The organism is Agromyces albus (genome assembly GCF_004134825.1).
Classification (GTDB): Bacteria; Actinomycetota; Actinomycetes; order Actinomycetales; family Microbacteriaceae; genus Agromyces; species Agromyces albus.
In genome coordinates, this window is sequence record NZ_SDPN01000010.1 from 11,479 (window position 1) to 23,732 (window position 12,254).

Below are 12,254 nucleotides of genomic sequence, written 5' to 3' on the forward strand. Positions count from 1 at the left end.
CCTTTTACTGTTCGGTGATGCCGGCGGCCAAGGTCTGGCCGTCGGCGGGGTGGATCACGAGGAACGAGCCGGCATGCCGGTTCGCTCCGTACGGTTCGAGCGGCAGCGGTGCCGCGAGGCGCAGGCGCGCCCTGCCGATGTCGTTCGCCTCGAGCGTCTCGGCGGGCTCATGGGCGAGCGTGTCGAGGTCGCGCTTCGAGTCGACGGATGCCACGAGTGCCTGCACCGTAGCCGTGCCGTGCTTCACGAGCACTCGTGCCCCGGGCAGCAGCGGCCGCGGGTCGAGCCAGAAGAGCTCGGCGTCGACGTCGCGGCGTCCCTCGGGGAGGGTGCCCGTCTCGACGATCACGGCGCCGCGCGCGGCGTCGATGTCGTCAGCGAGGCGCAGCGCCACCGACTGGGGTGCCACGGCCTCGTCGAGGGATGCGCCGGCCTGGTCGATGCCCGCGACGGTCGTCTCGATTCCCGAGGGGAACACGCTCACGCGGTCGCCGACCCGCACCCGGCCCGAGCCGATGCGGCCCGCGAAGGCACGGTAGTCGCGGAACGACTCGGCGCGCTCGGGGTCGCTCGCGACATCCGAAGCCAGGCCTCCCTGCGGGCGCAGCACGAGCTGCACCGCGAGGCGGAACGCGTCGAGCTCGGTCTCGAGCTCGTCGAGCGAGGGCAGTTGCTCGAGCAGTTCGAGGAGCGCGGGGCCGTCGTACCAGGGCGTGCGATCCGAGCGCGTGACGATGTTGTCGCCTTCGAGCGCCGATACGGGCAGCACATGCACGTCGTCGAGGCCGAGCTCGGCGGTGACACGGCGCACGTCGGCGTCGACCTCGATGAACGCCTGCTCGTCGTAGCCGAGCAGGTCGATCTTGTTCACCGCGATGATGACGTGCGGCACGCGCAGCAGCGCGACCACCGAGAGGTGGCGGCGGGTCTGCTCGAGCACGCCCTTGCGACCGTCGATGAGCACGACGACGGCGTCGGCCGTGGTCGCTCCGGTGACCATGTTGCGCGTGTACTGCACGTGGCCGGGGCAGTCGGCGAGGATGAAGCTGCGCGCCCCCGTGGTGAAGTACCGGTAGGCGACGTCGATCGTGATGCCCTGCTCGCGTTCGGCGCGGAGGCCGTCGGTGAGCAGTGCGAAGTCGAAGCCCGTGCCGTCGCCGAAGCCGCGCTCGGCCGAGGTGCGCGCAACGGCCTCGAGCTGGTCGGCGAGGATCGCCTTCGAGTCGTGCAGCAAGCGGCCGACGAGCGTGGACTTGCCGTCGTCGACCGAGCCGGCGGTCGCGAAGCGGAAGAGCGTGCCGGTCATCAGAAGTACCCGTCTTTCTTGCGGTCCTCCATGGCGGCCTCGGAGATGCGGTCGTCGGCGCGCGTGGCGCCGCGCTCGGTGAGGGTGGACTGGGCCACCTCGCGCACGACGCCGGCGACGTCAGCGGCATCCGATTCGACGGCGCCCGTGCAGCTCATGTCGCCGACGGTGCGGTAGCGCACCGTGCGGAGTTCGACGGTCTCGTTGGGACGCGGGGGCGAGACCTCGCCCACTGCGCGCCACATGCCGTCGCGGCGGTAGACCTCGCGCTCGTGGGCGAAGTAGAGCCCGGGCAGCGGGATGTTCTCGCGCTCGATGTAGCTCCACACGTCGAGCTCGGTCCAGTTGCTGATGGGGAACGCGCGCACGTGCTGGCCCGGGGTGTGACGCCCGTTGTAGAGGCTCCAGAGCTCGGGGCGCTGGTTGCGCGGGTCCCACTGGCCGAACTCGTCGCGCAGCGAGATGATGCGCTCCTTGGCGCGCGCCTTGTCTTCATCGCGGCGGGCGCCGCCGAAGACCGCGTCGTGCCGGCCGGCCGCGATCGCGTCGAGCAGCGGCTGGGTCTGCAGCGGGTTGCGGGTGCCGTCGGCGCGCTCGTGGAGGCGACCGTCGTCGATGTAGTCCTGCACGGATGCCACCTCGAGGCGCAGGCCCAGGCGCTCCACCGTGGCGTCGCGGAATGCGAGCACCTCGGGGAAGTTGTGGCCGGTGTCGACGTGCAGCACCGGGAACGGCACGCGCCCCGGCCAGAACGCCTTCGCGGCGAGGTGCAGCACGACGACGGAGTCCTTGCCGCCCGAGAACAGCAGCACGGGGCGCTCGAACTCCGCGACGACCTCGCGGATGATGTGGATGGCCTCGGACTCGAGCACGTCGAGCGCGTCGAGTTCGGACCCTCTGGTGGTCGAGTAGCGCGCGCCAGCACGCGTATCGAGGCCACCTTGCTCGATGTGGGTGGCCTCGATACGCGCCTCCGGCGCTACTCGACCACCGGTGGTGGGCGCCTCGGGCGCTACTCGACCACCGGCCGTGACGATCTCGGTCATAGGTGCAATCCGCATTCGGTCTTGGCGAGGCCGGCCCAGCGACCGGACCTCGGGTCTTCGCCCTCGGCGACGGGCTTCGTGCATGGCTCGCAACCGATCGACGGGTAGCCGTGCGACATGAGGAGGTTCACCGTCACTTGGTTGGCACCCGCGTAGTCGAGCAGTTCGTCGAAGGTCCACGCCGCGAGCGGGTTCACCTTGACGAGCCCGTTGCGCTCGTCCCACTGGAGGAGCGGCGTGTTCGCACGGGTCGGCGCCTCTTCGCGGCGCACGCCCGTGAACCACAGCTCGTAGCCGCCGAGGGCCCGCTGGAGCGGCTCGACCTTGCGGCGTGCACAGCAGAGGCCCGGGTCGCGGGCGAAGAGCTCGGCGCCGAACTCGGCGTCCTGCTCGGCCACGGTCTGCTCGGGCAGCACGTCGACGACGCGCACGTCGAGCGCACGGGCCACCTCGTCGCGGGTCACGTAGGTCTCGGTGAAGTGGTATCCGGTGTCGAGGAACAGCACGTCGACGCCGGGCAACTGCGCGGCGACCACGTGCGGCAGCACGGCGTCGGCCATCGAGCACGCGACCGCTGCGGCATCCGCCGAGAAGTTCTCGGCCACCCAGGCCACGACCTCGGCAGCGGATGCCTCGGGGCCGCCCTCTGGCGAGAGCAGCGCGTTGCCTGCCTCGACGAGCGCGCGCAGGGTGTCGGCGTCGCGACGGGTGGTGGCCTCGATACGCGTCGCCTGCGGCGTCGCTACTCGACCACCGGAGGCACCGAGGTTGCGGGCGCTCACTGGAGCGCCTCCTCGTCGGCTCGGTGCGCCCACTCGGCGAACGTCTCGTCGATCGCGGCGTCGCGGTCGGCGAGGAACCGGCGCACGAGGCGCTCGACGTAGTCGACGAGGCCGTCGGCGGTCACCTTGAGTCCGCGGACGGTGCGGCCGAGGCCGGCCTCCTCGCGATCCTTGGATGCGAGTCCGCCGCCGAGGTGCACCTGGAAGCCCGGCGTCTGGCCGCCGTCGCCGTCGGGGAGGAGCTGGCCCTTGAGCCCGATGTCGGCGGTCTGGATGCGAGCGCAGGAGTTGGGGCATCCGTTCACGTGCAGGCTGAGCGGATGCGGGAGGTCGAGCCCTCCGAGCCGCTCCTCGAGCGCGAGCACCGCGTCGGTTGCGGTCTGCTTGGTCTCGACGATCGCGAGCTTGCAGAACTCGATGCCCGTGCAGGCGATGGTGCCGCGGCGGAAGACGCTCGGCTTCGCCGAGAGGCCGAGCTCGTCGAGCTCGGCGACGACCTTCTCGAGGTCGCGCTCCTCGATGTCGAGCAGCACGAGCTTCTGGTGCGGGGTCGTGCGGAGGCGCCCCGAGCCGTGGCGCTCGAGGAGGTCGGCGAGGGCCGTGAGCTTCGAGCCCGAGACGCGTCCGACGAACGGGGTGACGCCGATGTAGTAGCGGCCGTCGTGCTGGCGGTGCACGCCGACGTGGTCGCCCTGGGTGCGGGGCTTCGGAGCCGCAGGCCCGTCGGGAAGCGGGGCGTCGAGGTACTCGGTCTCGAGCACCTCGCGGAACTTCTCGGGGCCCCAATCGGCGACGAGGTACTTGAGGCGCGCCTTGTTGCGCAGCCGCCGGTAACCGTAGTCGCGGAAGATCGCGGCGACGCCGAACCAGACATCGGGAACCAGCTCGGGGGCGACGAAGGTGCCGAGCCGCACCGCAAGGTGCGCGCTCGTCGAGAGGCCGCCGCCGACCCACAGGTCGTAGCCGACGCCGAGCTCGGGGTGGGTCACGGCGACGAAGCCGACGTCGTTGATCTCGTGCACGACGTCTTGGCTCGGGTGGCCCGTGATCGCCGTCTTGAACTTGCGCGGCAGGTTCGCGAGCTCGGGGATGCCGATGTAGCGCTCGGTGATGGCGTCGATCGAGGGTGTCGGGTCGATGAGCTCGTCGGCGGCGATGCCGGCGACCGGGGAGCCGAGCACGACGCGCGGCACGTCGCCGCACGCCTCGGTGGTGCCGAGCCCGACGGCTTCGAGACGACGCCAGATCTCGGGCACGTCTTCGACGCGAACCCAGTGCAGCTGCACGTTCTGGCGGTCGGTGAGGTCGGCGCTGTCGCGCGCGAACTCGGTGGAGATCTCGCCGATCACGCGGAGCTGCTGCGTCGTGAGCTGTCCGCCGTCGATGCGGACGCGCAGCATGAAGTACTCGTCTTCGAGCTCATGCGGTTCGAGGGTCGCGGTCTTGCCGCCGTCGATGCCGGGCTTGCGCTGGGTGTAGAGGCCCCACCAGCGGAACCGGCCGTGCAGGTCGGTCGGGTCGATCGACGCGAAGCCGCCCGCGGCGTAGGTGTTCTCGATGCGCTCGCGCACGGCGAGCCCGCCGTCTTCCTGCTTCCACACCTCGTTGGCGTTGAGCGGGGCGGTGCCGTCGATCTTCCACTGGCCGTGCGGACGCGAAGCGGGGCGCGGCGGACGGTTGCCACGTTCGGTGCCGGCCGGGCGCTGGGGAGCGGCATCCGTCGTCGTCGGGGTCGTCACGGGCTTCCTCCTTCCTCAACCGGCGCAGGGTGCGCGAACGGTGCTATTCGCTCGAAGCTAGGCGAGGTCGGCTGCTGCCGACAATGTTCGTTGTCACGCCCGGTCACGTCGTGTCTCATTACGTCACAGAGCGACGCGATTGTCCCCGTTGGGGTTGCGAAGCGCGAAAGTGTGATCGTGCGACGAGGTCAGCCGAGCTGAGCGGATGCCTCGGCGTAGCGGTCGAGCACGATGTCGACGAGTTCGGACGGCGCCGGCTCATCGGGCACGAGCAGCGGGCGCGCGGTGACGTCGGCGCCGGCGCGCACGGCGAGGCGGTCGAAGTAGCCCGGAGCGAGCAGGTAGTTCGCCACCACGACGCGCTCGCCGTCGGCCGCGGCCGAGCGCGCGGCGGCCACCGCGTCGGGAAGCGACGGCTCGGCGGCCGACAGGAAGCCGAGTGAGATGTCGCGGCCGGATGCCTCGGCGAGCCGCTCGGCCATGTCGCGGCAGTGCTCGACGGCACGAACGTCGCTCGACCCGGCGACGGCGAGCACGACATGGTCGCCGTCGCGGAGCCCTGCCTCCTCAAGGCGGCGCAGGAGCACGGTGACGAGTCGATCGTCGGGTCCGAGCGCGCCGGCGAGCACGACCGTGCGGTCGGTCTCCGCCTCGACGGCCTCGGTGAGGTCGACGTGCACGTGGTAACCCGCCGAGAGGAGGAACGGCACGACGATCGCGGGCTCGCCCGGCGCCAGGGTGGCGAGCGTCGCCGGCACGTCGGGCTGCTCGACGTCGACGTGCCCGAGCCGAACGGACGAGGCAGCCGACGGATGCCGCGCGGCCACGGCCGCCTCGACGGCCTCGTGCAGGCCGCGCACGGCCCGCCTTCCCTCATCGGAGGAGGTGCCGTGCGAGATGCCGACGAGAGCAGGGGGCCGTGCAGTCATCCGCCAATGGTGCCAAATTCGCCGAGGAGATGCATTTCGATGCGTCGTCTCGTGACCGCAGGCGCCGCGACGTCAGCCCTCGAGCACGAGCGCGAGCGACGTGTCGCCGCACGGCACGATGGTAGCGCCGCTCGGCAGCACCGCGGCATCCGTCTCCGTGACCGCATTGCGCAACGGCGTGAGCGCGTCGACGAGGCCGTCGAGCCGGAGCAGGGCACCCGTGGCACGATGCGGGTCGGTCGAGGTGACGATGCGGCCCGAGGCGTTCACGAGGGAGCACGGATGCCCCGACTCGCGGATCACCGGAAGCAGCACGCGCTCGAGGCGCGCGACGTAGAGGTCGGTTCCGACCATGCCCGCGAGCTCTCCGGCGGCCATCACGGGCGTCGTGATCGTGACGGTGTAGTCGTCGGTGCAGAGGTAGTCGACGTACGGGCCGGTGAGGTGCCGGGTGCCGGTGCGCTCGGGCACCCGCCACCACTCGAGCGTCGTGTAGTCGCGGAATTGCTCGGAGTCGGGGTCGTTCACCGCGTCGAGGCGGCGAAGCCCGGCGTCGGGCGCCGCGCGGAAGGTGTTCGCGCCGCTCAGCCACCACGCGAGGTGCCACGGTGCGTCGAGGAGGAATCCCGGCGTCGCGACGAATCCGGCTCCCGTGATGAGGCTGCCGGGTCGCTCGAGCTCGGGAGCCACGAGGGCGGCGATGATCGGGTCGAGCGTCGCCGCTCGTGGCTCGGGTTCGGTCGCGATCGCGCGCTCGACCGCGTCGCGCCAGCCATCGATCATCGCGAAGACGGGATCGATGGTCGAGGCGATGCGCTGCGCGATCAGTTGCGCGGTGACATCGACGGTGACGGTCATGCCGCGCCTCCTTCCGTTCGTTCGGCGACGGATGCCCCTGGCGGCCCGGTTGCCCCGGACGCCCCTGGCGGTTCGCTCGCCTCGAGCCGCACCTTCTCTTCGATGAGCCATTCGACGGCCGAGGCGATGTGCTCGGTCGTCACCCGGCGGGCCCGCTCGGGCTCCACCGCTCGGATCGCCTCGATCACCTCGAGTCGCGCCTGCCTGCTCCGGTCACGATAGTCCTGCTCACGCATGCAGAGCCAGAGCAGGCTTCCGGTCTCGGCCTGCAGGCGCAGCTCCTCGTGCACGAGTCGGGGCGACTGGCTGACCGCGGCGATCTCCAATTGGAAGCGCCCGACGGCCCGTCGGGCGCCACCCGGGGTCGTGAGGTCGGCGCGCTCGTCGATCTCGACGAGGCTCTGCACGTCGTCGTCGCTCGCGCGATCTGCCGCGACCTCGGCGGCCATGCCGGCGATCGCCGCGTAGTGCAGTGAGAGGTCGCGCAGCTCGATGCGGCTCTGCGCTCGCACGCGCTCGTCGACCATTCGCGTGGTCGCGTCGCGGTCGTGGGTGACGAAGCTACCGCCGTCGCGACCGCGCCGGGTGAGCACGAGACCCTTGTCGCGCAACGACTCGAGCGCCTCGCGCGCCGTGACGACGGCCACGCCGAGGCTGCGGGCGAGCTCGGATTCGCTCGGCAGGCGCTCGCCGTCGCGCAGCACGCCCGCGACGATGGCGTCGGTCAGGCGCTGCTCCACGAGCTCGGCGCGACCGGCGGCGTCGAGCGGGGAGAAGACGACCGCGCGCGTGGCGTCGGAGCGTCCGGTGGCCTGCGGCATCCCACCTCCCGGCATCCGTGCTCGCGATTCTGTGACATGACCGTAACACGGGCCTCTGGACATTTACATCTGGAGTCATATGATTTTGGAATCACGAACATCTGGTTCCAGATGTTTTGGAATGTCGAAGGAGATCCCATGACCGACGCGCAGCCGGCCATCCGCCTGACGGGGCTCACCAAGGAGTTCGGCTCGGTCACCGCCGTCGATCACGTCGACCTCGAGATCGCGGCCGGCGAGTTCTTCTCGATGCTCGGCCCCTCGGGCTCGGGCAAGACCACCGTGCTGCGCCTCATCGCGGGCTTCGAGCAACCCAGCGGCGGCACGATCGAGCTCTTCGGGCACGACGTCACGAAGCGCGCGCCGTTCGATCGCGACGTCAACACGGTGTTCCAGGACTACGCGCTCTTCCCGCACATGAACGTGCTCGACAACGTCGCCTACGGCCTCCGCGTGCGCGGCATCGGCCGCAAGGAGCGCAACGAGCGGGCGATGCGCGCGCTCGCCGCGGTTCGGCTCGAGCAGATGGCCGCTCGCAAGCCCTCGCAGCTCTCGGGCGGGCAGCGACAGCGCGTCGCACTTGCCCGCGCGACCGTGGTCGAGCCGAAGGTGCTGCTGCTCGACGAGCCGCTCGGCGCCCTCGACCTCAAGCTCCGCGAGCAGATGCAGGTCGAGCTCAAGGAGATCCAGCGCGAGCTCGGCATCACCTTCATCTTCGTGACGCACGACCAGGAGGAGGCGCTCACCCTCTCCGACCGCATCGCCGTCTTCAACGACGGCCGCATCGAACAGCTCGGCACGCCCGCCGAGCTCTACGAGCGACCCGGCTCCCGATTCGTCGCCGACTTCGTCGGCACCTCGAACCTCCTCGACGACGAGCGCTCGCTCGCACTCCTCGGCCGAGCAGGCGAGCACTCCGTGCGTCCCGAGAAGATGATCGTCGGCACGGCAGAGCAGTCGGGCGACGGGGTTCGCAACGCGTGGGGCACCGTGGTCGAGGCGATCTACCTCGGCAGCGGCATCCGTCTCGTCGTCGACCTCGACGCCGGCACCCGCGTGACCGTGCTCGAACAGAACGACCGGCACCGGGCGCACGACGACGAGCGCGGCGACCGCGTCGTCGTGAGCTGGCACGACGCCGACGTCGTCGCGCTCGCGACGGTGACGGATGCGGCGGCGTGACAGCTGCGTGAACAGACCAGCACCACACGGCACACCACACAGATACAGGAGAGAACCATGAAGCGCATTCCCCCCACGGCACGCCGTGGCGCGGCGACAGTGGGCCTCGCGATCGCCTCGATCGCGCTGCTCACCGCTTGCGGCACGACGGCGGCCAACGATGGAGGCGGCGAGGCGGCCGAAGAGCTCGGCGAATTCGAGGGCCAGGTCTCGCTCCTCGCGTGGCCCGGCTACGTCGAGGACGGCACGAACGATCCCGCCGTTGACTGGGTCACCCCCTTCGAGGAGGAGACCGGTTGCGAGGTCACCTCGAAGACCTACGGCACGTCGGATGAGGCGTTCAACCTCATGAAGACGGGCGAGTACGACGTGGTCGCGGCATCCGGTGACGCCTCCTTGCGTCTCGTCGCCGCCGGCGACGTCGCGCCCGTGAACACCGACCTCATCCCGAACTACGAGGGCATCTACGACTTCCTGAAGATGCAGTCGTGGAACTCGGTCGACGGCGAGGCCTACGGCGTGCCGCACGGCTACGGCGCGAACCTGCTCATGTACAACACCGAGGTGTTCCCCGAGGCGCCCACCTCATGGGACGTCGTCTTCGACAAGGCGAGCGAGAACTCCGGCAAGGTCACGGCCTACGACTCGCCCATCTACATCGCGGATGCCGCGGTGTACCTCATGCACCACCAGCCCGACCTCGGTATCGAGAACCCGTACGCGCTCGACGAGACGCAGTTCCAGGCGGCCGTCGACCTGCTGAAGGAGCAGCGCGCGCACATCGGCGAGTACTGGTCGGACTACCTCAAGGAGATCCAGGCGTTCGAGACCGGCGACACCGTCGTCGGCACGAGCTGGCAGGTCATCCAGAACGTGCTCGAGGGCTCGGGAGCGCCGACCGCGGTCACGCTGCCCGAGGAGGGCACGACCGGTTGGTCCGACACGTGGATGATCGCGTCGGAGGCGAAGAACCCGAACTGCGCGTACGCCTGGCTCGACTACATCGCGAGCCCCGAGGCGAACGCCCAGGCGACCGAGTACTTCGGCGAGGCGCCGTCGAACGAGGCCGCGTGCGAGTTCCGCTCCGAGGGATCGTGCGAGGCGTTCCACGCCGGTGACGAGGAGTACGCATCGCAGATCTGGTACTGGTCGACCCCGATCGCCGAGTGCCTCGACGGGCGCACGGACGTCGAGTGCGTCGACTACTCCGGCTGGACCGAGGCCTGGTCGGAGATCAAGGGCTGATGACGTCGACCCCCGCGGAGCTCCGTCCTCGTCGCACAGCGGCGAGGGCGGGCTCCGTCTTCCTCAGCACGCACCCGCGGGCTCGGCTCGCGCTGCTGCTCAGCGCACCGCTCTTCTGGCTCGGGCTCGTCTACATCGTGGCGCTCGTGCTGCTGCTCGTGACCGCGTTCTGGTCGGTCGACAGCTTCACGGGGCAGATCAGCCAGACGTGGACGCTCGACAACATCCTCACCGTCATCACGGGCTCGCTCTACCAGACGGTGACCCTGCGCACCCTCGGCGTCGCGCTGCTCGTGACCCTCATCGACGTTGCGCTCGCGCTGCCGATCGCGTTCTACATGGCGAAGGTCGCGACGCCGCGGATGCAACGCATCCTCGTCATCGCGGTGCTCACGCCGCTCTGGGCTTCGTATCTGGTCAAGGCGTACGCGTGGCGCTCGGTGCTCTCGCAAGACGGGATCCTCGAGTGGCTCGTCGCACCCTTCGGCGGACACACCCCGGGTTACGGACTGCCCGCCACGATCATCACGCTCGCCTACCTGTGGCTGCCCTACGTGATCCTCCCGATCTATGCGGGCCTCGAGCGCGTGCCCGACTCGTTGCTCGAGGCATCCGGAGACCTCGGCGGCAAGACCTGGTCGACACTGCGGCTCGTCGTCTTCCCGCTCGCGCTGCCGGCGATCATCGCCGGCACGATCTTCAGCTTCTCGCTCTCCCTCGGCGACTACATCACGGTGAACATCGTGGGCGGCGCGAACCAGATGCTCGGCAACCTCGTCTACACGAACGTCGGTGCGGCGAACAACCTGCCACTGGCATCCGCGATCGCCCTCATCCCGATCGTCATCATCTTCGGCTACCTCTTCCTCGTGCGCCGCACCGGTGCGCTCGACAACCTCTAGGGATCACGGATGCGACTCTCCCGCCTCTCCCGCACGACGCTCGGTCTCGTGACCGGGCTCATCCTCCTGGTCGTCTACGTGCCGCTGCTCGTCGTGCTCGTGAACTCGTTTTCGACGTCGACGTCGCTCACGTGGCCGCCGCCGGGCCTCACGCTCGAGTGGTGGGGGCGCGCGTTCCGGAGTGCCGGCGCCCTCGAGGCCGTCGGCACGAGCGTGCAGGTCGCGATCGTCTCGACGATCATCTCGCTCGTGCTCGGCACGCTCATCTCGCTCGCGCTCCAGCGATTCGAGTTCTTCGGCCGCGAGGCGATCAGCCTGCTCATCATCCTGCCGATCGCGCTGCCGGGCATCATCACGGGCATCGCGCTCAACAACTTCTTCCGCACGATCATGGGCGTGCCGCTCTCGATCTGGACGGTCGTCATCGCCCACGCGACGTTCTGCATCGTCACGGTCTTCAACAACGTCATCGCGCGACTGCGGCGACTCGGCACGAATCTCGAGGAGGCCTCGGCCGACCTCGGCGCCGGAGTGTGGACGACGTTCCGGCTCGTGACGTTCCCGCAGTTGCGCTCGGCGCTGTTGGCGGGTGGTCTGCTGGCGTTCGCACTCTCGTTCGATGAGATCATCGTCACGACGTTCACGGCGGGGTCGGGCGTGACGACGCTGCCGATCTTCATTCTGAACAACATGTTCCGGCCGAGCCAGGCGCCGATCGTGGCGGTCATCGCGGTCGTGCTCGTACTCGTGTCGATCCTCCCGATCTACATCGCGCAGCGGCTGTCGGGCTCTGAGCAGCGGCGCTGACTGCGAGGAGGCAGAATGTCCGGTATGGATGCCTCCCTCGCCACCGACTTCTCCGCGTCGCTGCCCTCGTGGCTCGTCGACGACCTTGCCACGCTCGCTGCGTCGCCGCTCGACACCCCCGAGGATCGGATGCGGCTCGTGAACGAGCTCGCCGATCGCAACTGGCGTGCGGGCAACGGCGGGCCGTTCGCGGCGATCGTCGTCGACGCGGCATCCGGAGCCCTCGTCTCGATGGGCGTGAACGTGGTGCTCGCGAGCGGGATCACCTCGATGCACGCCGAGGTCATGGCGCTGAGCCTCGCGCAGCGCGCGGTCGGCCGGTGGGATCTCGGCGCGGGCGGCGCCGACCTCGAGCTCATCGTCAACTGGCGGCCATGCGTGATGTGTTACGGCGCGACGATGTGGTCGGGCGTGCGGCGGCTCACGATCGCGGGCGAGGGGGCGGAGCTCGAGCGGCTGACGGGCTTCGACGAGGGGCCGATGACGGAGGACTGGGACGGCGAGTTCGAGCGGCGCGGAATCAAGGTGTCGGTCGGCGTCGGACACGACGACGCGATCGAGGTGTTCCGCGCCTATGGGGCGTCGGACGCGGTCGTCTACAACGCGCGCGGCTTGACCGAGACCGGCGGGGCGTAGC

Annotated in this window: 12 protein-coding genes; 5 read left to right on the top strand and 7 right to left on the bottom strand. The window is 69.8% G+C overall.

What is annotated here, in order from left to right; all coding sequences use genetic code 11:
* Positions 1–4: 4 nt before the first annotated feature.
* From ESP51_RS07165 to ESP51_RS07195, 7 genes are all read right to left on the bottom strand, one after another.
* Positions 5–1,306 (bottom strand): sulfate adenylyltransferase subunit 1, encoded by a 1,302-nt coding sequence (locus tag ESP51_RS07165; protein WP_129520217.1) that lies wholly within the window; start codon positions 1,304–1,306, stop codon positions 5–7.
* Entirely contained in the window at positions 1,306–2,352 is a 1,047-nt protein-coding gene (cysD, locus tag ESP51_RS07170; protein WP_241843032.1) for a sulfate adenylyltransferase subunit CysD, read from the bottom strand. The genes ESP51_RS07165 and cysD overlap by 1 nt, the downstream gene beginning before the upstream one ends.
* A complete protein-coding gene (locus ESP51_RS07175; RefSeq protein WP_206737242.1) occupies positions 2,349–3,074 on the bottom strand; it encodes a phosphoadenylyl-sulfate reductase in 726 nt (241 codons plus the stop codon). Before ESP51_RS07175 ends, cysD begins: the two co-directional genes overlap by 4 nt.
* Positions 3,075–3,130: 56 nt before the next feature.
* Positions 3,131–4,873 (bottom strand): nitrite/sulfite reductase, encoded by a 1,743-nt coding sequence (locus ESP51_RS07180; RefSeq protein ID WP_129520219.1) that lies wholly within the window; start codon positions 4,871–4,873, stop codon positions 3,131–3,133.
* Between the two features lie 188 nt (positions 4,874–5,061).
* Positions 5,062–5,802 carry a sirohydrochlorin chelatase gene (locus tag ESP51_RS07185; protein WP_129520220.1) on the bottom strand — a complete coding sequence of 247 codons (741 nt, stop codon included), beginning with the start codon at positions 5,800–5,802 and terminating at the stop codon, positions 5,062–5,064.
* A 72-nt stretch (positions 5,803–5,874) separates the two neighbouring features.
* A complete protein-coding gene (locus ESP51_RS07190) occupies positions 5,875–6,660 on the bottom strand; it encodes a cache domain-containing protein (protein WP_129520221.1) in 786 nt (261 codons plus the stop codon).
* Positions 6,657–7,481, bottom strand: coding sequence for a FadR/GntR family transcriptional regulator (locus ESP51_RS07195; protein ID WP_164990451.1), 825 nt, complete (start codon positions 7,479–7,481; stop codon positions 6,657–6,659). Before ESP51_RS07195 ends, ESP51_RS07190 begins: the two co-directional genes overlap by 4 nt.
* A gap of 138 nt (positions 7,482–7,619) precedes the next feature.
* Here ESP51_RS07195 and ESP51_RS07200 point away from each other — a divergent pair, with 138 nt between their 5' ends.
* From ESP51_RS07200 to ESP51_RS07220, 5 genes are read left to right on the top strand one after another with little or no spacing between them, the layout of a single operon-like run.
* Positions 7,620–8,663 carry an ABC transporter ATP-binding protein gene (locus ESP51_RS07200; protein ID WP_129520223.1) on the top strand — a complete coding sequence of 348 codons (1,044 nt, stop codon included), beginning with the start codon at positions 7,620–7,622 and terminating at the stop codon, positions 8,661–8,663.
* A gap of 57 nt (positions 8,664–8,720) precedes the next feature.
* Complete coding sequence (locus tag ESP51_RS07205; protein WP_129520224.1) at positions 8,721–9,908, top strand: ABC transporter substrate-binding protein; 1,188 nt, start codon at positions 8,721–8,723, stop codon at positions 9,906–9,908.
* Positions 9,908–10,810, top strand: coding sequence for an ABC transporter permease (locus ESP51_RS07210; protein ID WP_129520225.1), 903 nt, complete (start codon positions 9,908–9,910; stop codon positions 10,808–10,810). The genes ESP51_RS07205 and ESP51_RS07210 overlap by 1 nt, the downstream gene beginning before the upstream one ends.
* 9 nt (positions 10,811–10,819) lie before the next feature.
* A complete protein-coding gene (locus tag ESP51_RS07215; RefSeq protein WP_129520226.1) occupies positions 10,820–11,617 on the top strand; it encodes an ABC transporter permease in 798 nt (265 codons plus the stop codon).
* Between the two features lie 24 nt (positions 11,618–11,641).
* The gene (locus ESP51_RS07220; protein WP_129520227.1) at positions 11,642–12,253 is read left to right on the top strand and encodes a nucleoside deaminase; all 612 of its coding nucleotides are present in this window, start codon (positions 11,642–11,644) and stop codon (positions 12,251–12,253) included.
* The last annotated feature ends 1 nt before the right edge of the window (position 12,254 follow it).

Coding starts and splice junctions, on each gene's coding strand:
- ESP51_RS07215 (WP_129520226.1), top strand. CDS start 10,820: ATGCGACTCTCCCGCCTCTCCCGCACGACGCTCGGTCTCGTGACCGGG.
- ESP51_RS07205 (WP_129520224.1), top strand. CDS start 8,721: ATGAAGCGCATTCCCCCCACGGCACGCCGTGGCGCGGCGACAGTGGGC.
- ESP51_RS07190 (WP_129520221.1), bottom strand. CDS start 6,660: ATGACCGTCACCGTCGATGTCACCGCGCAACTGATCGCGCAGCGCATC.
- ESP51_RS07195 (WP_164990451.1), bottom strand. CDS start 7,481: ATGCCGCAGGCCACCGGACGCTCCGACGCCACGCGCGCGGTCGTCTTC.
- ESP51_RS07200 (WP_129520223.1), top strand. CDS start 7,620: ATGACCGACGCGCAGCCGGCCATCCGCCTGACGGGGCTCACCAAGGAG.
- ESP51_RS07210 (WP_129520225.1), top strand. CDS start 9,908: ATGACGTCGACCCCCGCGGAGCTCCGTCCTCGTCGCACAGCGGCGAGG.
- ESP51_RS07185 (WP_129520220.1), bottom strand. CDS start 5,802: ATGACTGCACGGCCCCCTGCTCTCGTCGGCATCTCGCACGGCACCTCC.
- cysD (WP_241843032.1), bottom strand. CDS start 2,352: ATGACCGAGATCGTCACGGCCGGTGGTCGAGTAGCGCCCGAGGCGCCC.
- ESP51_RS07165 (WP_129520217.1), bottom strand. CDS start 1,306: ATGACCGGCACGCTCTTCCGCTTCGCGACCGCCGGCTCGGTCGACGAC.
- ESP51_RS07220 (WP_129520227.1), top strand. CDS start 11,642: ATGGATGCCTCCCTCGCCACCGACTTCTCCGCGTCGCTGCCCTCGTGG.